The sequence below is a fragment of the Chromobacterium sp. HL1 genome (assembly GCF_057418835.1).
In genome coordinates this window covers 2452040-2478574 of record NZ_CP162399.1, presented here as the reverse complement: position 1 = coordinate 2478574, position 26535 = coordinate 2452040, and the positions used below count along the sequence as shown (strand labels likewise).

The 26535-nt window shown below is 65.3% G+C and carries 26 protein-coding genes; 15 read left to right on the top strand and 11 right to left on the bottom strand.

Translation table 11 applies throughout. The features are described 5' to 3' along the window. Window positions 1–5 precede the first annotated feature (5 nt). The 3 genes from trpC to bluB all read right to left on the bottom strand — a co-directional run bounded on the left by trpC (window position 6) and on the right by bluB (window position 2077). Window positions 6–812: an indole-3-glycerol phosphate synthase TrpC gene (gene trpC / locus AB1Z25_RS11215; RefSeq protein ID WP_486637277.1), complete on the bottom strand. Its 807-nt coding sequence runs from the start codon at window positions 810–812 to the stop codon at window positions 6–8. Window positions 813–891: 79 nt separating this feature from the next. Beyond that, complete coding sequence (locus AB1Z25_RS11210) at window positions 892–1404, bottom strand: prolyl-tRNA synthetase associated domain-containing protein (protein WP_486637276.1); 513 nt, start codon at window positions 1402–1404, stop codon at window positions 892–894. Between the two features lie 31 nt (window positions 1405–1435). Further along, window positions 1436–2077, bottom strand: coding sequence for a 5,6-dimethylbenzimidazole synthase (gene bluB, locus AB1Z25_RS11205; protein ID WP_227103314.1), 642 nt, complete (start codon window positions 2075–2077; stop codon window positions 1436–1438). A gap of 336 nt (window positions 2078–2413) precedes the next feature. Between bluB and AB1Z25_RS11200 the strand changes: the two genes are divergently transcribed. From AB1Z25_RS11200 to aroF, 6 genes are all read left to right on the top strand, one after another. After that, entirely contained in the window at window positions 2414–3868 is a 1455-nt protein-coding gene (locus AB1Z25_RS11200; protein WP_227103309.1) for an aminoacyl-histidine dipeptidase, read from the top strand. A gap of 266 nt (window positions 3869–4134) precedes the next feature. After that, window positions 4135–5343 (top strand): MFS transporter, encoded by a 1209-nt coding sequence (locus tag AB1Z25_RS11195; RefSeq protein WP_486637275.1) that lies wholly within the window; start codon window positions 4135–4137, stop codon window positions 5341–5343. A gap of 395 nt (window positions 5344–5738) precedes the next feature. Next, a complete protein-coding gene (pheA, locus tag AB1Z25_RS11190; RefSeq protein ID WP_227103307.1) occupies window positions 5739–6812 on the top strand; it encodes a prephenate dehydratase in 1074 nt (357 codons plus the stop codon). Between the two features lie 81 nt (window positions 6813–6893). After that, complete coding sequence (locus AB1Z25_RS11185) at window positions 6894–7475, top strand: LOG family protein (RefSeq protein ID WP_227103306.1); 582 nt, start codon at window positions 6894–6896, stop codon at window positions 7473–7475. A gap of 18 nt (window positions 7476–7493) precedes the next feature. Further along, window positions 7494–8057, top strand: coding sequence for a hypothetical protein (locus AB1Z25_RS11180; RefSeq protein ID WP_486637274.1), 564 nt, complete (start codon window positions 7494–7496; stop codon window positions 8055–8057). A 22-nt stretch (window positions 8058–8079) separates the two neighbouring features. Then, a complete protein-coding gene (gene aroF, locus AB1Z25_RS11175; RefSeq protein ID WP_486637273.1) occupies window positions 8080–9096 on the top strand; it encodes a 3-deoxy-7-phosphoheptulonate synthase in 1017 nt (338 codons plus the stop codon). 73 nt (window positions 9097–9169) lie between these two features. Here aroF and AB1Z25_RS11170 read toward each other — a convergent pair whose 3' ends face one another. The 3 genes from AB1Z25_RS11170 to AB1Z25_RS11160 all read right to left on the bottom strand — a co-directional run bounded on the left by AB1Z25_RS11170 (window position 9170) and on the right by AB1Z25_RS11160 (window position 12408). Then, the gene (locus tag AB1Z25_RS11170; RefSeq protein WP_107798884.1) at window positions 9170–9814 is read right to left on the bottom strand and encodes a TetR/AcrR family transcriptional regulator; all 645 of its coding nucleotides are present in this window, start codon (window positions 9812–9814) and stop codon (window positions 9170–9172) included. A gap of 96 nt (window positions 9815–9910) precedes the next feature. Continuing rightward, on the bottom strand, window positions 9911–10777 hold the full coding sequence (locus tag AB1Z25_RS11165; RefSeq protein ID WP_235088474.1) for a mechanosensitive ion channel domain-containing protein: 867 nt from the start codon (window positions 10775–10777) through the stop codon (window positions 9911–9913). A gap of 20 nt (window positions 10778–10797) precedes the next feature. Then, window positions 10798–12408, bottom strand: coding sequence for a peptide chain release factor 3 (locus tag AB1Z25_RS11160; protein WP_227103300.1), 1611 nt, complete (start codon window positions 12406–12408; stop codon window positions 10798–10800). A 196-nt stretch (window positions 12409–12604) separates the two neighbouring features. Between AB1Z25_RS11160 and AB1Z25_RS11155 the strand changes: the two genes are divergently transcribed. The 9 genes from AB1Z25_RS11155 (at window position 12605) to ypfJ (ending at window position 21032) form a co-directional block, all read left to right on the top strand. Continuing rightward, window positions 12605–14764, top strand: a complete 2160-nt coding sequence (locus AB1Z25_RS11155) for a TonB-dependent receptor domain-containing protein (protein ID WP_486637272.1) — start codon at window positions 12605–12607, stop codon at window positions 14762–14764. A 100-nt stretch (window positions 14765–14864) separates the two neighbouring features. Beyond that, the gene (locus AB1Z25_RS11150; protein ID WP_107798888.1) at window positions 14865–15482 is read left to right on the top strand and encodes a riboflavin synthase subunit alpha; all 618 of its coding nucleotides are present in this window, start codon (window positions 14865–14867) and stop codon (window positions 15480–15482) included. Further along, window positions 15479–16141: a Dph6-related ATP pyrophosphatase gene (locus AB1Z25_RS11145; protein WP_486637271.1), complete on the top strand. Its 663-nt coding sequence runs from the start codon at window positions 15479–15481 to the stop codon at window positions 16139–16141. The genes AB1Z25_RS11150 and AB1Z25_RS11145 overlap by 4 nt, the downstream gene beginning before the upstream one ends. A gap of 189 nt (window positions 16142–16330) precedes the next feature. Further along, window positions 16331–17437, top strand: coding sequence for a bifunctional 3,4-dihydroxy-2-butanone-4-phosphate synthase/GTP cyclohydrolase II (gene ribBA, locus AB1Z25_RS11140; RefSeq protein WP_486637270.1), 1107 nt, complete (start codon window positions 16331–16333; stop codon window positions 17435–17437). A gap of 79 nt (window positions 17438–17516) precedes the next feature. Continuing rightward, window positions 17517–17987, top strand: a complete 471-nt coding sequence (gene ribH / locus AB1Z25_RS11135; RefSeq protein ID WP_081547190.1) for a 6,7-dimethyl-8-ribityllumazine synthase — start codon at window positions 17517–17519, stop codon at window positions 17985–17987. A 64-nt stretch (window positions 17988–18051) separates the two neighbouring features. Further along, window positions 18052–18498: a transcription antitermination factor NusB gene (gene nusB, locus AB1Z25_RS11130; protein WP_081547192.1), complete on the top strand. Its 447-nt coding sequence runs from the start codon at window positions 18052–18054 to the stop codon at window positions 18496–18498. Between the two features lie 80 nt (window positions 18499–18578). After that, entirely contained in the window at window positions 18579–19529 is a 951-nt protein-coding gene (gene thiL / locus AB1Z25_RS11125) for a thiamine-phosphate kinase (RefSeq protein WP_486637269.1), read from the top strand. Beyond that, window positions 19513–20025 (top strand): phosphatidylglycerophosphatase A family protein, encoded by a 513-nt coding sequence (locus AB1Z25_RS11120; protein ID WP_486637268.1) that lies wholly within the window; start codon window positions 19513–19515, stop codon window positions 20023–20025. Before thiL ends, AB1Z25_RS11120 begins: the two co-directional genes overlap by 17 nt. Window positions 20026–20174: 149 nt before the next feature. Next, window positions 20175–21032 carry a KPN_02809 family neutral zinc metallopeptidase gene (ypfJ, locus tag AB1Z25_RS11115; protein WP_486637267.1) on the top strand — a complete coding sequence of 286 codons (858 nt, stop codon included), beginning with the start codon at window positions 20175–20177 and terminating at the stop codon, window positions 21030–21032. Between the two features lie 64 nt (window positions 21033–21096). On the opposite strand, the gene AB1Z25_RS11110 is transcribed toward ypfJ, so the two are convergent. From AB1Z25_RS11110 to AB1Z25_RS11090, 5 genes are read right to left on the bottom strand one after another with little or no spacing between them, the layout of a single operon-like run. Next, window positions 21097–21954 carry an efflux RND transporter periplasmic adaptor subunit gene (locus tag AB1Z25_RS11110; protein ID WP_486637266.1) on the bottom strand — a complete coding sequence of 286 codons (858 nt, stop codon included), beginning with the start codon at window positions 21952–21954 and terminating at the stop codon, window positions 21097–21099. A 43-nt stretch (window positions 21955–21997) separates the two neighbouring features. Then, a complete protein-coding gene (locus AB1Z25_RS11105) occupies window positions 21998–22195 on the bottom strand; it encodes a DUF1656 domain-containing protein (protein WP_107798895.1) in 198 nt (65 codons plus the stop codon). Then, on the bottom strand, window positions 22185–24344 hold the full coding sequence (locus AB1Z25_RS11100; protein WP_486637265.1) for an FUSC family protein: 2160 nt from the start codon (window positions 24342–24344) through the stop codon (window positions 22185–22187). Before AB1Z25_RS11100 ends, AB1Z25_RS11105 begins: the two co-directional genes overlap by 11 nt. Then, entirely contained in the window at window positions 24331–24846 is a 516-nt protein-coding gene (locus tag AB1Z25_RS11095) for a MarR family winged helix-turn-helix transcriptional regulator (protein WP_235088484.1), read from the bottom strand. Before AB1Z25_RS11095 ends, AB1Z25_RS11100 begins: the two co-directional genes overlap by 14 nt. Further along, window positions 24843–26264, bottom strand: coding sequence for an efflux transporter outer membrane subunit (locus AB1Z25_RS11090; RefSeq protein WP_486637264.1), 1422 nt, complete (start codon window positions 26262–26264; stop codon window positions 24843–24845). The genes AB1Z25_RS11095 and AB1Z25_RS11090 overlap by 4 nt, the downstream gene beginning before the upstream one ends. Window positions 26265–26535 lie beyond the last annotated feature (271 nt).

The window sequence follows — 26535 nt, the reverse complement described above, 5'->3', positions numbered from 1 at the left end:
ATGTTTTAGCGGTCCGTCGGGTTTCGAAACAGCCGGGAGAGTCCTTCTCCCGGCTCTTTTTCGCGCATGAAGGCTTCGCCCACCAGGAAGGTGTGCACCTCGTGGCTCCGCATCAGCCTCACGTCGTCGACGGTGGCGATGCCGCTTTCGGTGATGGCGATGCGGCCGTTCTCGATTTGCGGCAGCAGCTTCAGCGTGGTGGCCAGGCTGACTTCGAAGCTGCGCAGATTGCGGTTGTTGACGCCGATCAGCTCGGTTTGGAGTTGCAGCGCCTGTTCCAGTTCCTCGGTGTCATGCACCTCGGCCAGCACCGCCATGCCCAGTTCCATCGCCAAGGCCTCCAGTTCGCGCATCAGCGGCAGTTCCAGCGCGGCGGCGATCAGCAGAATGCAATCGGCCCCCATCGCGCGGGCTTCGTATACCTGGTAGGGGTCGACGATGAAGTCCTTGCGCAGCACTGGCAGCCGGCAGGCGGCGCGGGCGGCCTGCAGATAGGCGGCGTCGCCCTGGAAATACTGGCGGTCGGTCAGCACCGACAGGCAGGCCGCGCCGTGTTCGGCGTAGCTGGCGGCGATGTCGGCCGGACGGAAGTCCTCGCGGATCACGCCCTTGCTCGGGCTGGCTTTTTTGATCTCGGCGATGACCGCGGCCTGGCCCAGCGCGTGTTTGGCGCGCAGCGCGGCGACAAAATCGCGACGATCGCCGCTGCGCGCTTCCGCGGCGGCGCGGACCGCGCTCAGCGATTGCTGGCGCAAGGCGGCGGCGATTTCTTCACGCTTGGTGGCGATGATGGTGTTGAGTATGTCTGACATGCTTGGGTCTGCAATCCGGGCGAATCGAAAGAAACGACCATCATGCAGGAACTGCCGTGGCCTTGACAAGCCGCGGCGCTCAGGGCCGGCTGGCTTGCTCCTGCCGGCGCGGCACCTCGACGATGCGCGGCGCGTGGCCGGTCAGGTCCAGGAAGCGCATCAGCTCCGCCATCGGCAGCGCCAGCGTGCTGGTATTGACCAGGGGATGGCAGAGGATGGCGTCCCGGCGGCTCAAGTCCTGATCGACGACGACGGCGACCTGGCGGTCGCGGTCGTTGAAGGCGGCCAATAGCGTCACCGCGCCCGGCGTCAGGCCCAGATAGCGCTGCAGGCGCTCCGGCGAGGCGAAGCGCAGGCCTTTAAGCTCCAGTTGCTCGCCCAGAGCCTTGATGTCGACGCCGGCGTCGGCCGGCACCGCCAGCAACACGTGCTGGCGGCCCTTGGCGTCGCATAGAAACAGGTTTTTGCATTCCGCGCCGGGCAGACCCGGCGCCAGGCGCGCGGCTTCTTCGCAGGTATAGACCGGCGGGTGGTCGAAGCGCTGATGGCGGATCTGGTGCTGATCGAGAAAGTCGTACAGAGCGTGTTCCATCGCCTCAGACTAGCATGGCGACGCGGGGGGCTCAATGGTCGCGCCAGCGGTCTTCGAACACCAGTTGCTCCAGCGGCTGGCGGCTGGCCCACTTTTCCTGCTCCAGCATCGGTTGGGCGTAGAACTCGGCGACATGGCCGAGGCAGAGCACGGCGATGGGCTTGGCGCCTTCCGGCATGCCCAGCAGCGCGGAGAGCGCGACGGGGTCGAACAGGGACACCCAGCCCATGCCCAGGCCTTCGGCGCGCGCCGCCAGCCACAGGTTCTGGATGGCGCAGGCCACCGAGGCCAGATCCATCTCCGGCAAGGTGCGGCGGCCGAACACATGGCGTTCGCGGCCGTCCATCAGGGCGGCCACCAGCACCTCGCCGCAGTCGCGGATGCCTTCCACTTTCAGGCGCAGGAATTCCGCCTGGCGCTCGCCCAGTTGATCCGCGGTGCGCAAGCGCTCCGCGTCCACCAGCGCGCCTATTTTTTCGCGCAGGCCGCGGTCCGCGATGCGGATGAAGCGCCACGGCTGCATATAGCCGACGCTGGGCGCGTGGTGGGCGGCTTCCAAGAGGCGGCGCAGCAGCGCCGGGTCCACCGGGTCCGGCAGAAAATGGCGCATATCGCGCCGCTGCTCTATCACCCGGTAAATGGCGGCGATGTCTTGATCGGGGTAACGGTGCATGGCGGGCCTTTCTTTAGATGCTGTTCAAGTCTGCGGCGCTCCAGCCCGCCAGCCTTTGAACAGGCTCTGACAAACAGATGTGGGGATTATTCAGTGTCGGAGGATAGCGGCTTTGTCACAGCTGGCAAATAGCATGGCGGCGCTTGCAGGCGGACTCATGACTTCGGTCAAGCGATTCAGCGGATTAGACGCTTTTGGCATGAGTTTCCCACATGACGCGGCGCATGCGGGCGTGATAAAGTGGACAGTCTGAATTCCAACGTCGCCGCGCCTGGCGCGGCGCGTTCGGCCATAGCCCGAACCGCTATCGCATCTTGATGATTTAGAGGACTTTCCGTGACCCGAATTGCAGAACTAGAACCAAAAGTCGTCTGGGAGCACTTCCAGACCCTGTGTGAAATCCCGCGTCCGTCCAAGCATGAGCAGCAATTGCGCGACTACCTGAAAGGCTGGGCGGAACTGCGCGGCCTGGACACCGTGGTGGACGAGGTGGGCAACCTGATTATTCGCAAGCCGGCGACCCCGGGCTACGAAAACCGCGTCGGCGTGGTGCTGCAAGGCCATCTGGACATGGTGTGCCAGGCGAACACCGGCACCGAGCACGACTTCTTCAAAGACCCGATCCGCCCGACGCTGCAAGACGGCTGGCTGGTGGCGGAAAACACCACGCTGGGCGCCGACAACGGCATAGGCGTGGCGCTGGGCATGGCGGTGCTCAATAGCGAGGAGGTGCCGCACGGTCCGATCGAGGTGCTCTTGACGCTGGACGAGGAAGCCGGCATGGGCGGCGCGCTGGGTCTGGGCACCGGCCTGCTGCAAGGCCAGTACCTGATCAATATCGATACCGAGGAGTGGGGCGAGTTCTATATGGGCTGCGCCGGCGGCGTGGACGTCAACGTCAGCCGCGGCTACGCGAGCGAGACGCTGCCCGCCGGCTACCAGGCCGCCAGCCTGGTGATCAAGGGGCTGCGCGGCGGCCATTCCGGCGCCGACATCCACCTGGGACGCGGCAACGCCAACAAGATTCTGATCCGCCTGATTCGCGAACTGGAAGCGGAAACCGATCTGCGCGTGGCCTCGTTCAAGGGCGGCACCGCGCGCAACGCCTTGTCGCGCGAGGCTTTCGCCGCCGTGGCCTTTCCGGCCGCCGACGCGGCCAAGGTGGCGGCCAAGCTGGACGCCTTCCAAAGCCTGCTGCGTTTCGAACTGGCCGGCGTCGACGAAGGCGTCACCGTGGTGCAGGAGCGGATTGAGCTGGACAAGGTGCTGGCGCGCGCCGACCAAGGCGCCATCTTCGCCGCGCTGCACGCGGCGCCGCATGGCGTCAAGCGCATGAGCCAGCGCGTCGAGGGCGTGGTGGAAACCTCCAACAATCTGGGCGTGGTGGTGCTGGAGGACGGCAAGCTGTTCGCCAACCTGATGGTGCGCTCCTTGCTGGATTCCGGCACCTGGATGCTGGCGCGCGAAGTGGAAAGCCTGTTCCTGCTGGCCGGCTGCCAGGTGGACATGGAAGGCGGCTACCCGGGCTGGGCGCCTAATCCGCAATCCAAGCTGCTGGCCCTGTTCCAGCAAGTCTACGCCAGCGAGTTCGGCGGCGAGGCCCAGGTGCAGGTGATCCACGCCGGCCTGGAGTGCGGCATCCTGGGCTCCAAGTATCCGGGCATGGACATGGTGTCCTTCGGCCCCAATATCCGCGGCGCGCACGCGCCGGGCGAGCGCGTGGAAGTGGAGTCGGTGGGCAAGGCCTGGCATTTGCTGAAGGCGGTGCTGGCCGCGGTGCCCGCGCGCTAAATCGCGGTCCTCGACGGTTTGAAGCGAACACCGGCCGGCGCCAGCGCTGGCCGGTTTTGTTTTTGCCGTCCTGGTTTTGCCCTATGATCACAACTGATCACGACAGCCGCGCCGCTGTTAGTCCTTGTTCAAAGTCCGCCGCGTAGCGCGAGACGGATGGTAAAGGGGCGTTGAAAACCCGCTCATCGCTTTTTCAGCCGCAAGGCCTTGCCTCGCCCTGGTGCGCGAGATTTTGAACAGGCTCATCTTTCGCATGGAGACAAGCGATGAACGATTCCATCAAGCGATTATTGCTGACCGGCGGCCTGATCGTGTCGCTGGCCATGGGCATACGCCATGGCTTCGGCTTTTTCATGCCGCCGATGACCCAGGCCTTCGGCTGGAGCCGGGAAGCCTTCGCCTTCGCGCTGGGCCTGCAAAACCTGGTCTGGGGCCTGGCGCAGCCCTTCGCCGGCGCGCTGGCGGATAGGCACGGCTCCGGCAAGGTGTTGCTGGGCGGCGCCTTGCTTTACGTCGCCGGCCTGGCTTTGATGACGGTCTCAGGCACGCCCTTGCTGTTTTCTCTGTCGGCCGGCGTGCTGCTCGGCCTGGCTTTGTCCTGTGTCACCTACAGCGTGATTTTCGGCGTGGTGGCGCGCAGCGTGCCGCCGGCCTATCGCTCGCGGGCGATGGGCATCGTCGCGGCGGCGGGCTCTTTCGGCCAGTTCGCGATGATTCCGGTGGAGCAGGGCTTGATCGACGGCCTGGGCTGGTTGCCGGCCTTGCTGATTCTGGCCGGCTGCGCGGCCTTGATGCTGCCGCTGTCCGGCTGGCTGGCGCGCGAGGACCGGCCGGCGCAAAGCGCTGCGAGCGCGCATTTGTTGCGCAGCATGGCTGATACCTTCGCCGCCGCCTGGGCCGAGCGCGGCTTCCGCCTCTTGATGGCCGGTTATTTCGTCTGCGGCTTCCAGGTGGTGTTCATCGGCGTGCATCTGCCGGCCTATCTGCGCGACCACGGCCTGGGCGGCGGCGTCGCCAGCCTGGCGCTGGCCTTGATCGGCCTGTTCAACATCTTCGGCACCATGGCCTTTGGCGAACTGGGCAGCCGCTGGTCCAAGCCCGGCCTGCTCAGTTTCATTTACCTGGCGCGCAGCGTGGTGATCGCGGTCTTCCTTCTGCTGCCGCTCAGCGGCGTTTCGGTGGCGGTGTTCGCCGCGGTGATGGGCTTTCTGTGGCTGTCCACGGTGCCGCTGACCAATGGGGTGATCGCCGGCATGTTTGGCGTGCGTCACTTGGGCATGCTGTCCGGCGCGGTGTTTTTCTCGCATCAGGTGGGCAGCTTCCTGGGGGTGTGGCTGGGCGGGGCGCTTTACGATCTGCTCGGCAACTACGATCTGGTGTGGATGCTGGCGATAGCGCTGGGCTTGCTGGCCGCCGCCGCCAATCTGCCGGTGCGGGAAACCCCGTCGGCCAGTTTCGCCAAGGAGGATGCGTGAGAACCTGGCTGTTTTCCATCGGCGCGGTCTTGCTGCTGGCCTGGCTGACCGGGATGTATCTGCGCGCGGATTTCGTGGTGGATCTGGCCAACCGGGTGTGGACCTGCTTTGGCTAGGAAGCGGTTCAAGGTCCGCGGCGTTTCGGCGATACGGTGTTGAGAGCGTCTTTGGAATGCCGGCGCACTCCGCTTTCTCCGTCGTTTTCGCCTTGTCTCGCTCGAGCTCGCAAGATCGTAAACACGTTCTAAGCGCGGGCCGGTCTCTTGGGTTTTCTCGCGACAAAGGCTTGCGAGCCTGGCTCATCTCGCGGAAACTGAGTGTTTAGAGACGCGCTCGCGGCCAAGCCGGGCGGCGCGTCTTCACAGGATGTGTGCAATAGAGAAAGACTGGAAGCCGTGTCGGAACATTTACTTAAACAGCACCGCGACGCCATCGACAACATCGATGTGGAAATCCTCAATCTGCTGAACCAGCGCGCCACCCATGCGCGCGAAATCGGCGAGATCAAGGGCGGCGGCATCATTTATCGGCCCGAGCGCGAGGCGCAGGTGCTGCGCCGCGTCAAAGAACTGAATCCCGGCCCCTTGCCGGGCGAGTCGGTGGCGCGCTTGTTCCGCGAGGTGATGTCCGAATGCCTGGCGCTGGAAAAGCCCTTGTCCATCGCCTATCTGGGGCCGGAAGGCACGTTCAGCCAGCTGGCCACGCTCAAGCATTTCGGCCACGCGGCGCGCACCGTGGCCTGTAGCTCGATCGACGAGGCCTTCCGCCTGGTGGAGTCGCGCGGCCTGGATTACGTGGTGGCGCCGGTGGAAAACTCCACCGAAGGCGCGGTGGGCCGCACGTTGGACCTGATGGTGACCAGCCCGCTGAAGATTTGCGGCGAAGTGGTGCTGCGCATCCATCACCATTTGCTGCGCAAGGTGGAGGGCCTGGACGGCATCCGCCGCGTGTACGCCCACGCCCAGGCGCTGGCGCAGTGCCACGAGTGGCTGAACAAGAATCTGCCGGAGGCGGTGGAGCGGGTGTCGGTGGCCAGCAACGCCGAAGCGGCGCGGCTGGCGGCCGAAGACGAGGGCGCGGCGGCGATCGCCGGTCAGGCCGCGGCCGAGCGCTACGCCTTGCTGAAGCTGGCGTCCAATATCGAGGACGAGCCCAACAACACCACTCGTTTCCTGGTGCTGGGGCTGCAGGACGTGGGCGTGACCGGTCAGGACAAGACTTCGGTCGTGGTGTCCGCGCCCAACCGCCCAGGCGCGGTGCACCATCTGCTGGCGCCCATCGCCGGCAATGGCGTGTCCATGAGCAAGTTCGAGTCGCGGCCTTCGCGCGCCGGGCTGTGGGACTATGTGTTCTTCATCGATATGGAGGGGCATAGAGACGATGCCAATGTGCGCCAGGCCTTGGCCGGCCTCGCCGAGTGCACTTCCTTCGTCAAGGTATTGGGTTCTTATCCGCTCGCGGTGCTTTGAGCGCCGGAGAGGGATGCAAGCGGGCCGCGCAGCGGCCCGTTGTGTTTTTGACGCTGATGTTTCAATAGGGGAAAAATAAAAATGAAAGCCATCTGTCTGTTTTGCGGCTCCAATAAGGGCGCCAAGCCCGAATACGAAGCGGCCGCGCGCGATTTTGGCCGCACCTTGGCCGAGCAGGGCGTGACCCTGGTTTACGGCGCCGGCAAGGTCGGCCTGATGGGCGTGGCGGCGGACGCCGCGCTGGCGGCCGGCGGCAAGGTCGTCGGCGTGATTCCGGAGTTTCTCAAGGCCAAGGAAGTGGCGCATACCGGCCTGACGGAGATTCATGTCACCGAAACAATGCATCAGCGCAAGGCGCTGATGGCGGAGTTGTCCGACGGCTTCATCGCCTTGCCGGGCGGCTTCGGCACCTTCGACGAATTGTTCGAGATCCTGACCTGGGGCCAGCTGTCCTTGCACGGCAAGCCGGTGGGCCTGCTCGACGCCGCCGGCTATTACCAGCCCTTGCACCGGATGATGGAGCACGCGGTGGCCGAAGGCTTCGCCCGCCCCGGCAATATGGACCTGTTCCGCATCAGCGAGGACCTGCCCACGCTGCTGACGGAGATGCGCGCCTACCGGCCGCAAGAGGTGGCCAAGTGGCTGGACCTGGCCAAGGCCTGAGCCGGCGCTGAAACCGAGATGCGCGCAAGGGAAACGGCGGCGCTGGGCTGGCGCCGGCTGAAACGGGTGTTGACCTGGCCGCCGGCCTTGCTGGCGGCCTTGATCATCCTGTTCGAGGAATACGCCTGGGACGAGTTGTCCGCGGCGCTGGGACGCTTGGCGACCTGGCCGCCGCTGGCGGCGCTGGAGCGGCGCATCGCCGCCTTGCCGCCGTGGGCGGCCTTGGCGATGTTCGCGTTGCCGGCCGCCTTGCTGCTGCCGGTCAAGCTGGCGGCGCTGTTCCTGATCGGACGCGGCCACGCGCTGTTGGGCTTGCTGATCATTCTGCTGGCCAAGCTGGGCGGCACCGCGCTGGCGGCGCGGCTGTTTGCGCTGACCCGGCCGGCGCTGATGCGGGTGACCTGGTTCCTGCGGCTGTATAATGGCTTCGTTTACTGGCGCGGGCGCATTTTCGAACGCTTGCATGCTTCGGCGCCGTGGCGGCTGGCGCATGCGCTGGCCGGCTTTTTCCGGCGCGGCGCGCAGCGTCCGTCGTTCTGGTCGCGGCTGGGACGGCGTTTGGCCCGGCGCTGGCGGCGATGAAGGGTTTTGAACGGGGTAGCGGATGATCATCATCATGAACCGGCAGGCGCCGGAAAGCGAAGTGGCGGCCGTGGTGGCCAAGATCCGCGGGGCGGGACTCAGCGAGCATGTGTCGCGCGGCGCGGAACGCACCATCATCGGCGCGGTGGGCGACGAGCGCAGCCTGTCGCCGGAAATGTTTGAGTCCATGCCTGGCGTGGAGCGGGCGATGCGAGTGGTGCGGGAATACCGCATCGTGTCGCGGGAAACCCATCCGCAGAACAGCGTGGTGCAGGCGCGAGGCCTGGCTTTCGGCGGCGAGGCCTTGCAGGTGATCGCCGGTCCGTCGGCCGTGGAGTCGGCGTCGCAAATCGCTCAGGCCGCGACCGCGGCGCGGGCCGCCGGCTGCCGGCTGCTGCACGGCGGGGTGTTCAAGCAGCATCCCAGCCCTTACGGTTTCCAGGGCTTGGGCGTGGAGGGCATCGAGCAGTTGATCGCCGCCGGCCGCGCCGAAGGTTTGCCGGTGGTGTCCGAATTGGCCGACGTGCGCATGCTGGACGTGTTTCTGGAGCAGGGCGTGGACATCATCCAGATCGGTTCGCGCAGCATGCAGAACGTGGAGCTGTTGAAGGAAGTGGGGCGTTTGAACAAACCGGTCATCCTCAAGCGCGGCGTCGCCGCGACCTTGGGCGACTGGCTGATGGCGGCCGAATACATCGCCGCCGGCGGCAACCACAACATCGTGTTCTGCGAGCGCGGCATTCGCAGCTTCGAGCCGGCCTACCGCGCCACGTTGGACGTCAGCGCGATCCCCCTGCTCAAGCGCGAAACCCATTTGCCGGTGATCGTCGATCCCAGTCACGCCGCCGGCAAAGCCTGGCTGGTGCCCGCTCTGGCCAAGGCGGCCCTGGCCGCCGGCGCGGACGGCTTGCTGCTGGACATGCATCCGCAGCCGGAAACCGCCTTGTGCGAGGCCGATCAGGCGCTGACGCCGGACGGTTTGGCCGCCCTGATGGCGGAATTGCGGCCCTTGGCGGCGGCCTTGGGGCGTAGCCTGTAATCCGCTTTAGAAGCGCCGACGCATGAAAAAAGCCGCGATTACGCGGCTTTGCTCTTTTCGCGGAGGCGGGGCGTCACACTTTGTGGCGTTCGCACAGCGCCTGGAAGGCGCCCATATACTGATCCTGCACATAGGGCTTGAGCAGGGCCAGCACCTGCAGCACGCCGCGGTGGCCGGATTCCTCGGTGATCGGCGCCTTGGGGCGCGCGGTCTGTTCAAAGGCGAACCAGAACTTCACCACCAGCCAGATATTGATGCTGACCGGTTCGATGTCTTCCTCGTCCATTTCCAGCAGGCCCAGGCGGATGAATTCGCGAAAGTGCTCGGCCAGGATGTTTTTCAGCTCGGTGTTGACGAACTGGTGGTACTCCGACTGCATCTGAGGGTTGCGCGCCAGCATGCCCGGCAGGTCGTAGAACATGAAGCGGAACTGCCACATCGCCAGGAAGGCGGTGTCCAGGTAGTTGACCAGATCGTCCACCGTCATTTCGCGGTTTTCCGGCACCGCCAGACGCTGGTTGATGAACTCGCGGTACATCAGGAAGATCTGGTAGACGATTTCTTCCTTGTTGCGGAAGTGGTAGTACAGATTGCCCGGACTGATGCCCAGATGCGCGGCGATGTGATTGGTGGTGATGCTGCGCTCGCCCTGTTCGTTGAACAGCTTGAGGCTCTCCTGGATGATGCGGTCGTAGGTTTTGATTCTGTTTTTGCTCATGATGCGCTTGGGCTGTTCAATGACATTCGCGATGCGCCATTCTAACGCAAATTTGGAGTTCTTGCTCTAATTATTTGCGCGCGATACGCCTTCGCTTCAGGCCGGGGCGGCGTCGTTCTGCTCCGGAAAGCATTGCGCCAGAAAACTGTGCAGGATGGTTTGTTCGATACGATGCCGGTCTCGGGCCGGAATGGCGATGCGCAAGATCAACTGATAGCGTTTTTCATCCACCGGCTGCAAGGCGATGCGCGGCTCCACCGACGGAATGTCCACCAGATTGCGTTTGGCCATGTCTTCCATGTGCTGACGCGCCACTTCCAGGTGGGGCTGGCAGGATTCTTCCGCCGCCGCCATCAAGAGGCGTTCGGCGCGGATGGGCGGCACGGTGTAGGCCATGGGCACGTTGACGATGTGCATCACATAGTCGCCCATATAGTTTTCGCGGATCACCGGCGTGGACAGCAGCAGGCTGTTGGGGAAGGTCAGCGCGCGCCCGGTCATCTGGTGCGAGCTGTGATTGGGTCCGATCTCCATCACCGTGGTGGACAGCAGGCCGATGTCCACCACCCGGCCGCGCACCGCGCCCACTTCGATGTGGTCGCCCAGGCTGTAGCTGTTGGAGGTCTGGCGCACCAGGCCGCCGGACAGGCACATGATCAGTTCCTTGGTGGCCAGGATCAGCGCGGCGGCGAAGGCCAGCATCGACACCGCGATGGTTTGCAGCTCGCTGGCCCAGATCAGGCCGATGCCCGCCAGGCCGGAGATGAACAGGATGTTGCGGGTGTTCACCGACCAGCGCCGTTTCGACTCGATCGCTATGCTGTTGTTGGCCGCCAGCAGCCGGTCCATCACCAGGCGGATGATCAGCAGGGCGGCGATCAGGATCAGCGAGCGCGCTATCTCGTGCGAGTAGTTGTCGCGCAGATAGCCTATCAAGTCGAATAGGGTGGCCTTGGGCTCCATGTCGGGCGTCGGTTTCAGCTTTAGTCGTTGAGTTTGACCGCGTGTTCGCGGGTTTCGTGGAATACGATGTCCGGCCAGCGTTCCTGGGTCAGTTGCAGGTTGACGCGGTTGGGGGCCAGGTAGGCGAGGTTGCCGCCGGCGTCGGTGGCGATGTTGATCTGCAGCGCCTTGACGAATTCGTCCAGCTTTTTGCGGTCCTCGCAGCTGAACCAGCGCGCGGACCAGATGCTGGCGGATTCGAACATCGCGTCCACGCCGTATTCGGCGGCCAGGCGCGAGGCCACCACTTCAAACTGCAGCACGCCCACCGCGCCCAGAATCAGGTCGCCGCCGCTGTGCGGCTTGAATACTTGCACCGCGCCTTCCTCGCCCAGTTGCTGCAGGCCTTTTTGCAACTGTTTCAGCTTCAAAGGGTTTTTGATGCGCACGCCGCGAAACAGTTCCGGCGCGAAGAAGGGAATGCCGGTAAAGGTCAGTTCCTCGCCTTCGGAGAAGCTGTCGCCGATCTGGATATTGCCGTGGTTGGGGATGCCGATGATGTCGCCGGCAAACGCTTCTTCCACGATCTCGCGGTCGTGAGACATGAAGGTCACCACGCTGGAGGCGGCGATGTCGCGGTTCAGGCGCAGATGCTTCATCTTCATGCCGCGCTCGAACTGGCCGGAACACACGCGCAGGAAGGCGATGCGGTCGCGGTGCTTGGGATCCATATTGGCCTGGATCTTGAACACGAAGCCGGAGAACTTGCCTTCGGTGGGCGCGACATCGCGCACGGTGGCGTCCCGCAGCTGCGGCGCCGGCGCCCAGTTGATCAGCGCGTCCAGGATTTCGCGCACGCCGAAGTTGTTGATGGCGGAGCCGAAGAACACCGGCGTCAGTTCGCCGGCCAGGAACTGGTCCAGATTCCACTCGTTGGACGCGCCCTTGACCAGCTCGATCTCCATGCGCAGTTGTTCCATTTCCAGCGGGAACAGCTGGTCCAGGCGGGGATTGTCTATGCCCTTGATCACTTCCACGTCGGTGATCAGTTTTTCCGCGCCCGGTTCGAACAGGATGACTTCATCGTTCAACAGGCTGTAGACGCCGCGGAAAGCCTTGCCCATGCCGATGGGCCAGGTGATGGGCGCGCAGCGGATCTTCAGCACGTTTTCCACCTCGTCCAGCAGCTCCAGACTGTCGCGCACCTCGCGGTCGTATTTGTTCATGAAGGTGACGATGGGCGTGCTGCGCAGGCGGCAGACGTTCAGCAGCTTGATGGTCTGCTCCTCCACGCCCTTGGCCGCGTCTATCACCATCAGGGCGCTGTCCACCGCCGTCAGCACGCGGTAGGTGTCTTCGGAGAAGTCCTGGTGGCCTGGGGTGTCCAGCAGGTTGACGGTGTGGTCGCGGTATTCGAACTGCATCACCGAGGAGGCCACCGAGATGCCGCGCTGCTTTTCGATCTCCATCCAGTCGGAGGTGGCGAACTTGCCGCCTTTCTTGCCCTTGACGGTGCCGGCCATCTGGATGGCGCCGGAGAACAGCAGCAGCTTTTCGGTCAGCGTGGTCTTACCGGCGTCAGGGTGGGAAATGATGGCGAAGGTGCGGCGGTGGGACACTTCTTCGGCGATGCGGGCGAGTTCGGCGGACATGGGGATGCTTGTATTGGAATTCGATAAAGCCGGCTATTTTACCGGACTTGCCTTAAGGTGGAAGTTTTATGTTAATATTGAGAATGATTATCATTAATATAACAAAACCGTGATGCCTGGCTGCTACCTTTTCTCGTCTTGCCCCGATTCCATTTCCCCCGCTCAAAATCCGCCGCGTTTCCGCCCCAAGGCGCTCGTGCTCAGCCTGGCTTGCCTGGCCGCGCCCGGCGTCTGGGCCGCCGAGGCGCCGGCGCGCCTGGACACCGTCCACGTCACCGCCGACGGCCTGCAGGCGCGGGTGGGCAGCAATAAGCTGGACCGCGAAGAAATCGAGCGGCCGCAAGCCCGTTCGCTGGCCGAAGTGCTGGACGCTCTGCCCGGCGTCAACGCCGGCGGTTCGCAGCGCCCCGGGGGCCAGACCATCAATGTCTGGGGCTTCGAGTCGGTCGAGCATGTGCAAGTGTCCCTGGACGGCGCGCCGCAAGGCTTCGACAAATACCAGCAGGGGACGTCTTTCATCGATCCGGAATTATTGGGCTCGGTGGAAGTGATGAAGGGGGGGCATTCTCCGTTTTACGGCAACGGCGCGTTTGGCGCCGTGGTCAAGGCGGAAACCAAGACCGTGGCGGAGTTGCTGCAGCCGGGCAAATCTGTGGGCGGCTTCGCCAAGCTGATGTATCAGGACAACGGCAATCAGTTCGGCCAGTCGCTGGCCGCCTACGCCGGCGGTCCGGGCAGCAAGGCCGACATCCTGGCCTATGTGACGCGCTCGCGCGCCGGGGACGGCAAGAAGGGCGACGGCTCCAGCACGATGTTTTCCGGCAACGATCTGGAGGGCGGCATGCTGAAACTGGCTTGGCGTCCGGCGCCCGGCCACAGGCTGCGCCTGGGCTGGGTGAGCCAGGAGGAGGAGCGGCGCACGCCGTGGGCGGCCAAGCGCGGCGATATTCCCGCGCCAAGTGCGGCCGATATCAAGAAGTACGGCTGGGAAGGCGCTTGGTTGCGTCAGAGCGTGTGGCGCGAACAGCAAAACGAGACGGTGAGCGCGGACTGGACTTTTGTCAGCGATTCGCCGTGGCTGGATCTGCAGCTGAGTTACGCCCAGTCGCGGCGTTACCAGCACGATACCCGGCCGCCGACGGCCAGCATCTACGCTTTTTCCTCCTTGTTCGGGAACGAGAGCTGGGTGACTCAGCGCGACCGGCGTCTGGAGCTGCGCAATACCGCCCGCTTTGGTTCCGGCTGGGCGCGTCAGGAAGTCACCATGGGCGTCAGTTGGGCGCACAAAACGCTGGACGCCTTGTTCTATCGCCCGGACAAGGTGAAGGATCCGGCTTACAACTACGGCTATTTGAATCCGCGCTACCAGCCACCGGGCGAAGAAACCGTGCGATCCGCCTACTGGGTGCATCAATGGCAGCCCTTGGACAGCCTGACGCTGACCCCGTCGCTGCGCTACGACCATGTGTGGATACAGGGGCGGGAAAATCTGGCTTCCGCGTATAACGATCCGGCCAAGGGGCATGATTACAGCGGTCTGGCTTATTCCGGTTGGTCGCCGCGGCTGGGCGCGCGTTGGAACTTCCGCCCGGGCTGGACGCTGGATGCGGGCTATACCCGCACCTGGCGGGCGCCGTCGGTGGACGAAATGTACGATACCCAGACTTTGGGCAGCACGACGGCAAGCAGCCGCCAGCTGCGGCCGGAAACGCTGAACGCGGTCAAGCTGGGCCTGGAGTACGAGCGCGGCAATGTGTTGACGTCCGGGGACAATCTGTCGGCGGCGGTGACCTGGTATCGCCAAACCGTCAAAAACGACATCGCGCAGCGCCTGGGGCCAAACCGGGGAGACGCGCCGGGCGCGCCCTTGCCGCCGGTGATCGGTTTCTATCGCAATATGCCCGGCTACGTGATCCAGGGCTTCGAATTGGAAGGGCGTTATCAGGCCGGAGGCTGGTTCGGCAGCCTGTCCCTGTCATCCACCAAGGGCGAGCGCAACCATAGCCTGATGGACCCATGGGGCAAGGACGAGCCCATCACCAATATTCCGCCGCGCAAGGCGGTGGCCAATCTCGGCTATCGCTGGAACAAGATCGGCCTGTCCCTGAGCGGGCAGGGCAAGTTCGTGCGCAAGCAGGACCGTGTCTTGGTCGACTCGCCCTACGCCTATCCGGCGCAGCACGGCTATTCGCTGTTCGGCCTGTCTCTGGGCTGGCAGCCCAAGGGCAGTCTCAAGGGCTTTGAGGCGCGCTTGGCGGTGGACAATCTGTTCAATGTCCAATACGAGCCCTATCTGACCGAGGGCGCCGAGGGCATGGGACGCGCAATCCGCACCAGCGTGTCCTGGCGTTTCTAAGGCCGGGAAAAAGCTTGAGTCCGATTTAAGACCAGGAGGGGCCGCGCGCCCCTCCTTGCGTTACAATGGCGCTCCGAATCCCTAGCAAAGGAGCGTCTTCGTGTTTACCGGTATCGTCCAAGGGGTGGCGGAAGTGATCGCCATCACGGAGAAGCAGGACTTCCGCACTCATACGCTGCGCTTGCCCGACGCGCTGTTGCCCGGTCTGGAACTGGGCGCCTCGGTGGCCCACAACGGCTGCTGCCTTACCGTCACCGCCATCAACGGCGATCAAGTTTCCTTCGACCTGATGCGCGAAACCCTGCGCGTCACCAATCTTGGCCTGCTTCAAGCGGGCGATCTGGTCAATATCGAGCGCGCCGCGCGTTTCGGCGATGAAATCGGCGGCCACGCGATGTCCGGCCATATCTTGTGCCTGGCCAAGGTGTCCCGAGTGATCGATCTGCCCAATAATCGCACCGTTTGGTTCGAATTGCCGGCGGAACACATCAAATACGTGTTCGCCAAGGGCTATATCGGTATTGACGGCATCAGCCTGACCATAGGCGAGGTGACGGACAACCGTTTCTGCGTGCATCTGATTCCGGAAACCCTGGAGCGCACCATCATCAAGTCGCGCAAAGTGGGCGATCTGATCAATATCGAAGTGGACCCGCAAACCCAGGCCATCGTGGAAACGGTGGAGCGGGTGCTGGCCCAGCGCGGAGCCGCTGAGTGAACAGAGCCGGCCGGCGCGTGCTGGCCTCCTGGAGCGGCGGCAAGGACTCTTGCCTGGCCTTGTGGCGCGCGGTGAGCGCCGGCGCCAGCCCGCAGGCCTTGCTGACCATGATGGACGAGGATGGCCGGCGCTCGCGCTCGCATGGGGTGCGTCCGGAAGTGCTGGCGCTGCAAGCCGCGGCGCTGGGCCTGCCCTTGCGGGTGGGCCGCGCGAGCTGGGACGGTTATGAGGCCGAGTTCATCGCCCGGCTGGAGGAGGCGCGCGCCGACGGCTGCGAGGCCGCGGTGTTCGGCGACATCGATCTGGACGCCCGTCGCGAGTGGGAGGAGAAGGTTTGCGCCGCCGCCGGCCTGCAAGCTTGGCTGCCGCTGTGGCAGCAGCCGCGCGCCGAGCTGGTGCGCGAATTCATCGACGCGGGCTTCCAAGCCCGCATCGTGGTGGTGAACACCCGGCTGGCGAGCGAAGAGTGGCTGGGTCGCGAGTTGAGCCGCGAGGTGGTGGACCGGATGTTGGCGGAAGGTTTGGACCCTTGCGCCGAGGCCGGCGAGTTTCACACATTGGCGACGGACGGGCCCTTGTTCGCGCGGCCCTTGCGTTTGCGCGACGGCGACATCCATCGCCATGGAGATTATGTCAGCCTGGACCTGTTGCCCGGCTGAGAAGCGGTTCAAAGTCTGTTGCGCTTCGCGAGGGCGCGGCACGGCGAGTAGCGCTGCAGAATGCCGATGCGCCGTATGCGCTCTTCAGTTGTTTTCGCCTTGGCCCGCGAGACTTTGAACAGGTACTGATAACGAATTCAGGCGGGCGGCGGCCCGCGCCAAAAACAAGTGCTTACGAAGGAAGACGGTATGACTATTTCCCCGATTCAGGACGTTATCGCCGACATCAAGGCCGGCAAGATGGTGGTGCTGGTGGACGCCGAAGACCGCGAGAACGAAGGCGATCTGGTGATGGCGGCAGAGTTCGTCACCCCGGAGGCGATCAACTTTATGGCCAAGCACGGCCGCGGGCTGATCTGTCTGACCTTGACCGAGGAGCGTTGCCAGCAATTGAACCTGCCGCTGATGGTCAGCAATAACGGCACTCCGTACAGCACCAACTTCACCGTGTCCATCGAAGCTGCCGAAGGCGTGACCACCGGCATTTCCGCCGCGGACCGCGCTCGCACCGTGCAGGCCGCGGTGGCGCGGCTGGCCAAGCCGGCGGACCTGGTGCAGCCGGGCCACATCTTCCCGCTGAAAGCGCAAAAAGGCGGCGTGCTGATCCGCGCCGGCCACACCGAGGCCGGTTGCGATCTGGCGATGCTGGCCGGCCTGGAGCCGGCCGGCGTGATCTGCGAAATCATGAATGACGACGGCACCATGGCGCGCTTGCCGGAGCTGGTGGAGTTCGCCGGCGAGCACGGTTTGAAGGTGGGCACCATCGCCGACCTGATCCAGTACCGCAGCCGCACCGAATCGCTGGTGGAAAAAGTGGGCCAGCGGCCGGTGGATACGCCGTTCGGCGCATTCGAGCTGCACGTGTTCCGCGACATCACCACCCGCGCCACCCATCTGGCCCTGGTCAAGGGCGAGATCCAGGCGCAGCGCGAAACCCTGGTGCGCGTGCACGAGCCCTTGTCGGTGATCGACGTGCTGGCGCCCTTGTGCAGTCAGCACTCCTGGACTGTGCCCAATGCCTTGGAAATGATCGAGGAGGCCGGTCACGGCGTGGTGGTGCTCTTGTATCGCGACGAAACCGGCGAGGCGCTGGCGCAGCGCGCGCTGGGCCAGGAGCAGCAGAAGCAGCGTTGGGACAGCAAGACCTTCGGCATCGGCGCGCAAATGCTCAAGGCGCTGGGCGTGGGCAAGATGAAGCTGATGACCGCTCCGGTCAGCCTGCCGTCTATGACCGGCTTCGATCTGGAAGTGACCGGCTTTTGCCAGCCGAGCGCCTTCCACGTGGATGAAGAATGAGCGGCTGCGCAATGGCTAAGGCCCGGGGATTGAGGTAGAATCTCCGGTTTTCCGTAGTGATTCCGCCGCGAGGAACAAGATGCTTCAAGCTATCCAGCGTATAGAACCCGATCTGACGGGCAAGGGCCTGAAAATCGGCGTTGTGATGTCGCGTTTCAACACCCCGGTTTGCGAAGGCTTGCGCGACGCCTGCTTGGGCGAGTTGGCCCGGCTGGGCGTGGCCGCCGAGGACGTGACCCTGGCCACGGTGCCGGGCGCGCTGGAAGCGCCGCTGGTGTTGCAGACCATGGCCAAGAGCGGCCGCTTCGACGCGCTGGTGGCGCTGGGAGCGGTGATCCGCGGCGAAACCTACCATTTCGAACTGGTGTCGAACGAATCCGGCGCGGGCGTGACCCGCGTCGGCCTGGACTTCGACATCCCGATCGCCAACGCGATTCTGACCACCGAAACCGACGAGCAGGCCGAAGTGCGCATGGAAGTCAAAGGCCGCGAGGCCGCTGCCGTGGCGGTGGAGATGGCGAATCTGCGCAAGCGCATCCAGCGCGGCTGATCGGCTCCCGCCAAGATACCGGAGCCGGGCGTGCCCGGCTCACCGCTCTTTACAAGGAACCTCTATGAAAACCGCTCGCCGCCGCGCCCGCGAATTTGCCATCCAAGGCATTTACGAATGGGAGCTGAACCCGGATCGTCCGGCCTCCCTGATCGAAAAGCATCTGCGCGAGAATGAATACTTCGCCAAGGCCGATGAAGCCCTGTTCCGCGAAATCCTGTACGGCGTGCTGAAAGACGTGGGCGCGCTGTCCAAGCAGATCGGCCACTATTACGAACGCGCCGAAGACGAAGTCAGCCCGGTGGAGCGCGCCGTGCTGTTGATGGCCGCGCTGGAACTGACCCAGCATCCGGAAACCCCGTATCCGGTGATCATCAACGAAGCCATTGAAATCACCAAGACCTTCGGCGGCACCGACGGTCATAAGTTCGTCAACGGCGTGCTGGACAAGCTGGCCGCCGAAGTGCGCGCCGACGAAGTGGCGTCGCAGAAGGCGCGTCGTCAGAACTAAGGCCTTGTCGCCGGCGCCGTCAGACCAGAACACACCCGCTGCCGCGGGTGTTTTCATATCGGCCGGGCAGAAAGATCGTGATGAATGAATTTGAATTGATCCGCCGTTATTTCACGCGGCCGGCCGGCGGCGCGGTCCTGGGCGTCGGCGACGACGCCGCCATCCTGCGGCCGACGCCGGGCTGCGATCTGCATGTCTCGGTGGACATGCTGGTGGAAGGGCGGCATTTCTTCGCCGACGTCGCGCCGGAGGCCTTGGGCCATAAGACGCTGGCGGTGAACTTGTCCGATATGGCGGCAATGGGCGCCGCGCCGCGCTGGGTGGTGCTGTCGCTGGCCTTGCCGGCGATGGACGAGGCCTGGGCCGCCGGGTTTTCCCAAGGATTCTTCGCATTGGCGGAGCGTTACGGCGTTGACGTGATAGGCGGCGACACCACGCGCGGCCCCTTGACGCTGTCGGTGACCGTGGGCGGGGAGACGCCGGGCGGTCAGGCGCTGCGCCGCGCCGCCGCCCGCGCGGGCGACGATGTCTGGGTCAGCGGCGAGCTGGGTCTGGGCGCGATGGCGGTGCGCAGTCGGCTGGGCAAGCTCGCGCCCTTGCCGGACGGTTTGCGCGAGGCGGCCTGGCGCAAGCTGGAATACCCGGAGCCGCGCATTGCCCTGGGGCGGGCTTTGCTGCCCTTGGCGCACGCCGCCGCCGACGTGTCCGATGGTCTGCTGTCGGATCTCGGCCATATCGCCGCCGCCTCCCGGGTGGGCGCGGAAGTCTGGGCCGAGGCCTTGCCGTCCCACCCGCTGGCGGAGGCCGCGCGCGGGCAATGGCTGGATTGCCTGGCCGCGGGCGGCGACGATTACGAACTGGTATTCACCGCGCCGGCCGAGCGCCGGGCGCAAATCGAGGCCTGCGCCGCGACGGAGGGCTGCCGTCTCAGCCGCATCGGCCGCATCGTTGCCGGCCAGGGCGTCAGCCTGCTGGACGGCGAGGGCAACATCATTCAACTGGAAAGCACCGGCTATGACCATTTCAAATGAGACCGAAACCCTGAAACTGCAGCCGGACTGGCGCTTCGTCCTGAGCCATCCCGCCCATTTCCTGGCCTTTGGCTTCGGCAGCGGCCTGGTGCGCAAGGCGCCCGGCACCTGGGGCACGGTGGCCGCCTATCCCTTGTTCTTTGTGCTGAACGCGCTGGGGGTGCAGGGACTGGCGCTGGCGGCGCTGTGCCTGCCGCTGTTCATCGCCGGGATCTGGATCTGCGGCTACAGCGGCCGGGCGCTGGGCGTGCACGATTACGGCGGCATCGTCTGGGACGAGATCGTCGCCATGTTGCTGGTGCTGGCCTTCGCGCCGGCCACGCCCTTGGCCTGGTTGCTGGCCTTTGTCTTGTTCCGCTTTTTCGACATTCTCAAGCCCTGGCCTATCCGCTGGCTGGACCGTCATGTGGGCGGCGGTTTCGGCGTGATGGTGGACGATTTGCTGGCGGCCTTGTTCGCGCTGGCGGTGCAGTGGGGCATTTGGCGTCTGCTGTAAGAACGGGTTCAGGGTCCGCTGCGTTCGCCGGGCGGGTCTGGCCGGTTTCAAGTCAAACGCGTAGTATGCGGGGCTTTTTGATGTCCTTGTTCTAAGGCTCCGCGGCGAAGCGGCCTGAGCGGGCGAGAATGGACTTGGGAGGATTGGGCATGCGTTGGGATGGGAACCGGGAAAGCGATAATGTGGAAGACCGCCGCGGCGAACGCGGCGGGGGCGGCGGCGGGGCGTTCGGCATCGGCGCGGTCTTGATCGGCCTGGTGGCCTGGCTGGTGTTCGACGTCAATCCGATAACGGTGATCAATCTGATCAGCGAGATGGAGCCGGCGGCCGAACAGCAGGCGCCAGCCAGGGCCAGCGCGGCGGACGACCGCGACGCCAAGTTCATCCGCGTGATGCTGGCGGATACCGAGGATGTGTGGCAGCCCTTGTTCGAAGCTCAGGGCCAGCGTTACCGGCCGCCCAAGCTGGTGATGTTCAGCGGGGCGACGCCCACGGCCTGCGGTCGAGGCGACGCGGCCATCGGTCCGTTCTACTGTCCCGGGGACGAGAAAATCTACATCGACTTATCATTTTTCCAGACACTGGGCCGTGAATTGGGCGCGCCGGGCGAGTTTGCCCAAGCTTATGTAATTGCGCATGAAGTCGGACATCATGTCCAGCATCAGCTTGGCATTTCCGCGAAGGTGGACGAAGAGATGGCGCGCAGCGACGAGCGGCGCGCCAACGCTTTGTCGGTGCGTCAGGAGCTGCAGGCGGACTGCCTGGCAGGGGTGTGGGGACGTCATGCGGACCAGGCGAGACGAATTCTGGAGCAGGGCGATCTGGAGACGGCGCTGAACGCCGCGGCCAGGATAGGCGACGACGCCTTACAGCGTTCGGCCGGCCGCGAAGTGGTGCCGGACTCCTTCACTCACGGCAGCGGCGAGCAGCGGGTGCGCTGGTTCCGCCGCGGCTTCGACAGCGGCGACATGGCGCAGTGCGATACCTTCCGCGCGCGGCGGCTGTAACAGCGGCTCAGTGGGGAAATGAAAAATGGGGCCAACGGCCCCATTTTTCATGCTTGTCGCGGAGCTAGCGCACCACCACGGTGCAGGTGGTGCCAGCCACCAGCAGCTGCCCGGCCGGCAGCGCGTCCAGCTCGATGCGCACCGGCACCCGCTGCGCCAGTCGCACCCAGTTGAAAGTGGGATTGACGTCAGCCAGCAGTTCGCGGCCGGTGCCGGCGTCGCGGTCGGTGATGCCGCGGGCGATGCTGGCGACGCGGCCGCTCAGGGTCGGGCCGCCGCTGAGCAGGGTGATCTCCACCTTGGCGCCGGGTTTGAGCATCGGCAGCTTGGTTTCCTCGAAATAGCCTTCCACGCGATAGGAGTTGCGGTCTATCAGCGCCAGCTTGGGCGCGCCGACGGCGGCGAAGTCGCCGGCATGGACATTGAGATTGGTCACATAGCCGTCCACCGGGGCGCGCATCACGGTGCGTTCCAGATTGAGCCGGGCCAGATCGCGCGCCGCCAGCGCCGCCTGGTATTGGGAGCCGGCCGCGGCGGCGGCGAAGGCCGCGGTTTCGCGGTTTTCGGCGGACACCACGGCGCTGTCCAGGCCGTCGCGACGCGCCGCCTCCTTGCCGCGGCGGTTTTTCTCGGTGCGCTGCCCCTCCAGCGCGGCCTCGGCCTGGGTCAGCGCCGCCGCGTAGCGGCTGCGGTCGACGACGAAGAGCACGTCGCCCTTGCGCACCGGCTGGTTGTCCTTGACCGCTACCTGGGTCACCAGGCCGGCCACGTCGGCGGAGAGCGTGATCACGTCGGCGCGCACGCGCCCGTCGCGGGTCCACGGCGAGTGCATGTAGTGGTCCCACAGCGCCTTGCCCAGCCAGACGGCGAGCGCCAGCAGTAGCAAGGTGATCAGGTAGCGGATGAGAGTGTTGATTCGCATATTGATTATCCGGAAGGGTGTTCGGGGTGGGCCGGAGGCGTATTCAGTACAGCAGCAGAGCCAGGCCGCTGAACACGCAGATCAGCAGGCTGAGGCGGAATAAGGCCGGGTGCCAGACCCGGCGGTAAAGACCGGCCCGGCCCAGCAGCCAGTCCAGCCCGGCCTGGCACAGCAGGCTGAACAGGAACAACGGCAGCAGGGTGGGGATCAGGATGCCGAATACGGCGATTTCACGAGTCATGCTCAGTTCCTTGCGCAGCGGTTGCGGCGGCTTCGGCCACGTCCAGCAATGAGGTGTGGATCAGGTGCAGATCGGTCAGCGCCCGCTGGATGCGTGCGGCGCGTTCGGGTTCCGCCAGCGCCAGATGGGCGCGCAGCGCCGGCCCGGCCGCACGCATGGTGGCGATGGCCTGTTGCAGCCGTTCCGGCGACGGCGCGGCGAAATAGCGTTCCAGCTGTGCCACCGTGTGTTCCAGATCGGCGCGCAACTGCGGCGACGGCGATTCCGCGGTCAGCGCGCGCAGATTGATCACCGCCAGGCCCAGCTCCAGCAAGGTGATGGCCTGGGCGGTGATCGCCTGTTTCAGTTCGGCCTGGGCCGGGCTCAGCGTGTTCAGCAGATTGAGCAGGTCGCGGATGCGGTTCTCGTAGCGCTGCTTCAAGTGGGGCAGCTTGGCGTCGCAGGCGCGGCGCGCTTCCCGCCACAAGGCGGCGGCGATGTGGCGCGGCGAACCCATGGTGTGCTCGGGCAGCACCAGCTGGAAGAAGGCCGCCGCCAGCGCCAGCCCGAGGATGCGGGCGATGCCGTTGTTGAGAAAGGCCACGATGTCGTAATTCATCGGGTTTTGCGGATTGACGGCGCTGGCCAGCACGATGGTCATGCCGGCGCCGACGCCGGCGTATTTGGGCAGGCATTTCAGATAGCTGCCCAGCGCCAGGAAGGGCAGCAGGCCCAGCATCAGTATCGGGAAGCCGTTGCCCTCGCTCAGCAGCCAGAACAGGCTGACATAGGCCAGCGGCGTGCCCAGCGCGAAGCCGGTCAGGAATTGTTTGACCATCAGCACCGGCCGCGGCGAGGAGGCGGCGAGACCGCAGAGCACGGTGGCCAGCAGCACCGCCTCCAGCGCGCTGGGCCAGGCCAGCCAATACCAGGCGACGGACAGGGTGCCCAGGGTCAGCGCCGCGCGCACGCCGCCGGCGACGGCCACCGGCAGCGGCGTGCCCGGCACATAGGCGGCCAGCGCGTCGATCTGCTGCGGCGTCTTGCTGGCGAAGCCGTGGTAGACGCCGACGAAGGCGTGCATTTCCTCGATGAAGCGGCTCAGTAGCTCGGTGGCGGTGTCGAAGTCTATCCGCCAGTGCTCGGCCCGCTCGCCGCCCGGCAGCAGCGCGCGGGCGGCGTCTATGCGGCGCGGCCAGCCGGCGCGGAGCCGGCCCAGCTGCGCCTCGGTGTCCCGGGCTTCCGCGGCGTTGCGCGCCGGGCCGTCGACGCCGCTGAGCACGGCGGCCACCTCGGAGAACAGCGGCAGCAGCAGGCTGGGCAGCGGGGAGTCCGCGTCGCGGCGCAGCCGCTCCATTTGCCGGTGCAGGGTGTGGAAGGTGGTCAGCGCGGCCATGAAGGTGGCGTTGAAGGCGTGCAGCTGATTGCTGCGCGAACGCACGTGTCCGGCTTCGAAAAAGGCGGTGGCGCGGCCGGCCTCCAGCGCGGCGATGTCGGCGGCGAACTTGAGCTGGGCCTGCTCAAGGTCGCTGGCGTGCAGCTTCTGCGCCAGCGCGTCCTGGCACAGCAGGATGAAGCGCAGATAGCGGCCGCGCACATTGCTGACCACCAGCTCCGCCTGGTAGCGCGGAAACACGATGTCGTAGACCACCGCGCTGCAGATCAGGCCCAGCGAGATTTCCGAGACCCGGGTCACCGCCAGGTCGAACACCGTCAGCGGGCGGCCGATGGCCGGCAGCGCGATGATGCAGGCGGTGTAGCCGGCCAGCACGAAACCGTAGGAGCGCGAGTTGCGGTACAAGGTGGCGCAGCCGGCGCACAGGCCTATCCAGAGCGACAGCGCCGCCAGCAGCAAGACCGGCTGCGAGGCCAGCATGCCGACCAGGATCAAGGCCGCCGCGCAGCCGGCCAGCGTGCCCAAGAGCCGGTAAAAGCCTTTTTCCAGCACCAGGCCGCTTTGCGGCGAACCGACGATGAGCACGGTGATCAGCGCGGTGCCCGGCGAATCGAAGCCCAGGCGGAAGGCCAGCCACAGCGCGGCGAAGCAGGCCAGCAGCGTCTTGAGGATGAAGATCCAGCGCTCGCCCTCCTGCCGCAGCCAGTCCTGTCCGGCGCCGCGCAGCGCCCGGCCCAGCCAGCGGCGCCGGGCGGCGAGGCTAGTCGTGCTCATCGTTGGGCGCCGCCTGGTTCAAATTGCTGAGCTGGCGCAGGTAGAACTGTTCCTGCTGCTGCATTTCCTCGGCGCTGAAGCCGGCGAAGGTATTGCCCAGATTGCCCCAGACATCGGGCAGCAGCTTGCGGATGCGTTCGCGGCCGGCGTCGCTGAGGGTGACGGCGACCGCGCGGCGATCGTCGCTCAGGCCGCCGCGATGGATCAGGCCCTGCTTTTCCAGGTCGTTGCAGATGCGGGTCATATTGGCCGGTTTTTGCGAGCAGGTTTCCGCCAGAGAGCCGGGCGTCGTCGTCTCTTGCTCGGAGCCGTAGAGCACCGCCAGCACCAGATAGCTGCTCTCGGTCAGCCCGTGTTTGCGCAGGGCGGCGTTGGTCAGGTCCTGAAGGCGTTTTTGCACATGGTAGTTCAGCCGCGTCAAGGTCAGCAGCGCCAGCGGAAATTCCGGAATTCTGGTCTTGACGCGGAGCAGGCGTTTGCGGGTTTCTTCGAAGTGGCTCATGGGCTTTCTCCGCCGACGATGGGATTGGGGGATTCGACGCCGCCGCCCAGCGCGGCCATCAGCGCGGCGTAGCTGTCCAGGCGCTGGGCTTGGGCCTGAGCGCGCTTTTGCCGGGCGGACAGCTCGTTCAGCCGCAGCTGGCGCACCGCGCTCTGATCGCTGAGGCCGGCGCGGTAAGCCTGTTCGGCCAGCGCCCGTTCGCGGCTGGCGGCGTCCAGCGCCTGTTCGGCCTGCCGGCTTTGCTGGTCCGCGGAGCGGGCGCGGACGATGGCGCTGGCGGTTTCGCTCAGGGCGTTGATCAAGGCGGCGTTGTAGCTTTCCACCGCCTGATCGTAGGCGGCGGTTTGGGCGCGCAGCTGGCCGCGCAGGCGGCCACCTTCGAATATCGGCAGGCTGATCGCCGGGGCGAAGCCGCGCAGAACGGAGGCCGGGGACAGCAAGTCGGCGAAGCCTATCGCCTGATAGCCGGCGAAGGCGCTGAGATTGATATTGGGATAGAAGGCGGCGCGGGCGACCTTGATGCGCGCGGCCTCGGCCTCCACCCGCCAGCGTTGCGCGCTCAGGTCCGGCCGCCGGCCCAGCAATTGGGCCGGCACCGCGGCGAGCGGGTCCAGCGCCTGGTCCAGACGCAGCGCGGGGCGCGTCGGCCGGTTTCCAGCGTCGGGCGCTTGCCCGCTGAGCGCGGCCAGCTGATTGCCCAGGGTGGCGATGCGTTCGTCGATTTGAGCCAGCTGGACGCGGCCGGCCGGCAGCCTGCCGCGCTGCTGTTCCACCTCCGGCTGGGCGGCCAGCCCGGCGGCCTTGCGGCGCAGGCTGAGGTCCAGCAGCGCCTGCTGCTGTTCCAGCTCCGCCGCCGCCAGATCTCGCTGCTGATATTGCTCGGCCAGCTGCAGATAGCCGCGGATGATGGCGCTCTCCAGGTTCAGCGCGCTCAGCCGGGCGTCGGCCGCGGCCATCTGGGCGTCGCTCAGCGAGGCGGACAGCGCCTGGCGTTCGCGCCCCCAGGCGTCCAGATCGTAGCTGAGGTTGACGGCGGCGCGTGTCTGCCAGTCGTAGTTGCCGTGACCCGCCGGCGCCACCAGGTTTTTCTCCGCGTGCAGCTGCCGGGTGCTTTGCCATTGCGCGTTGATTTGCGGCTGGGAGGCGGCGGCGCTGACCTCGCTCAGCGCCTGAGCCTGGCGCAGCCGCGCCTCGGCGCCGCGCAGGCCGGGGTTGTCCTGCAAGGCCTGGCGGATCAGCCGCTCCAGTTGGGGATCCCGCCATTGCCGCCACCAGGCCGCCGCGGGCATGCCGGCCCAGGGCGCGTTCACGGCGGGCGGCGTTTTGAGCTGGGACTGCGGTTTGACGGCGTCCATTTGGGCGCAGGCGCTGAGCAGGAGCGCGCCGGCAAGGGCGAGGGTGGCGGAAAACGGCTTCATCTGTCTATCCATGTTTTACATCTGTGTATATTTTATTTGTAGATATTACATTTGTAAAATATAAAATCGATGCGGTATCGCGAAGCGGTCAAGTCATGCTCCTGGCCGGGCCGCTTGCGACTGACGCAAATCAAGCATATGTCATTAATCATGGTCAGCTGATTAATGACGGGTGTATTATTTGGGTTTGCTTAATAAAACCAGCGAATAAACCGGACCGCCGCGGCATGCCTGCGACCCGGTTTGCCGCCTCGTCAGCGATTTTTGGAGA

Excerpts from the sequence above, each read along its gene's own strand:
- trpC (WP_486637277.1), bottom strand. The coding sequence starts at position 812 with ATGTCAGACATACTCAACACCATCATCGCCACCAAGCGTGAAGAAATC.
- AB1Z25_RS11210 (WP_486637276.1), bottom strand. The coding sequence starts at position 1,404 with ATGGAACACGCTCTGTACGACTTTCTCGATCAGCACCAGATCCGCCAT.
- bluB (WP_227103314.1), bottom strand. The coding sequence starts at position 2,077 with ATGCACCGTTACCCCGATCAAGACATCGCCGCCATTTACCGGGTGATA.
- AB1Z25_RS11195 (WP_486637275.1), top strand. The coding sequence starts at position 4,135 with ATGAACGATTCCATCAAGCGATTATTGCTGACCGGCGGCCTGATCGTG.
- AB1Z25_RS11185 (WP_227103306.1), top strand. The coding sequence starts at position 6,894 with ATGAAAGCCATCTGTCTGTTTTGCGGCTCCAATAAGGGCGCCAAGCCC.
- AB1Z25_RS11180 (WP_486637274.1), top strand. The coding sequence starts at position 7,494 with ATGCGCGCAAGGGAAACGGCGGCGCTGGGCTGGCGCCGGCTGAAACGG.
- aroF (WP_486637273.1), top strand. The coding sequence starts at position 8,080 with ATGATCATCATCATGAACCGGCAGGCGCCGGAAAGCGAAGTGGCGGCC.
- AB1Z25_RS11170 (WP_107798884.1), bottom strand. The coding sequence starts at position 9,814 with ATGAGCAAAAACAGAATCAAAACCTACGACCGCATCATCCAGGAGAGC.
- AB1Z25_RS11165 (WP_235088474.1), bottom strand. The coding sequence starts at position 10,777 with ATGGAGCCCAAGGCCACCCTATTCGACTTGATAGGCTATCTGCGCGAC.
- AB1Z25_RS11160 (WP_227103300.1), bottom strand. The coding sequence starts at position 12,408 with ATGTCCGCCGAACTCGCCCGCATCGCCGAAGAAGTGTCCCACCGCCGC.
- ribBA (WP_486637270.1), top strand. The coding sequence starts at position 16,331 with ATGACTATTTCCCCGATTCAGGACGTTATCGCCGACATCAAGGCCGGC.
- ribH (WP_081547190.1), top strand. The coding sequence starts at position 17,517 with ATGCTTCAAGCTATCCAGCGTATAGAACCCGATCTGACGGGCAAGGGC.
- nusB (WP_081547192.1), top strand. The coding sequence starts at position 18,052 with ATGAAAACCGCTCGCCGCCGCGCCCGCGAATTTGCCATCCAAGGCATT.
- thiL (WP_486637269.1), top strand. The coding sequence starts at position 18,579 with ATGAATGAATTTGAATTGATCCGCCGTTATTTCACGCGGCCGGCCGGC.
- AB1Z25_RS11120 (WP_486637268.1), top strand. The coding sequence starts at position 19,513 with ATGACCATTTCAAATGAGACCGAAACCCTGAAACTGCAGCCGGACTGG.
- ypfJ (WP_486637267.1), top strand. The coding sequence starts at position 20,175 with ATGCGTTGGGATGGGAACCGGGAAAGCGATAATGTGGAAGACCGCCGC.
- AB1Z25_RS11110 (WP_486637266.1), bottom strand. The coding sequence starts at position 21,954 with ATGCGAATCAACACTCTCATCCGCTACCTGATCACCTTGCTACTGCTG.
- AB1Z25_RS11105 (WP_107798895.1), bottom strand. The coding sequence starts at position 22,195 with ATGACTCGTGAAATCGCCGTATTCGGCATCCTGATCCCCACCCTGCTG.
- AB1Z25_RS11100 (WP_486637265.1), bottom strand. The coding sequence starts at position 24,344 with ATGAGCACGACTAGCCTCGCCGCCCGGCGCCGCTGGCTGGGCCGGGCG.
- AB1Z25_RS11095 (WP_235088484.1), bottom strand. The coding sequence starts at position 24,846 with ATGAGCCACTTCGAAGAAACCCGCAAACGCCTGCTCCGCGTCAAGACC.
- AB1Z25_RS11090 (WP_486637264.1), bottom strand. The coding sequence starts at position 26,264 with ATGAAGCCGTTTTCCGCCACCCTCGCCCTTGCCGGCGCGCTCCTGCTC.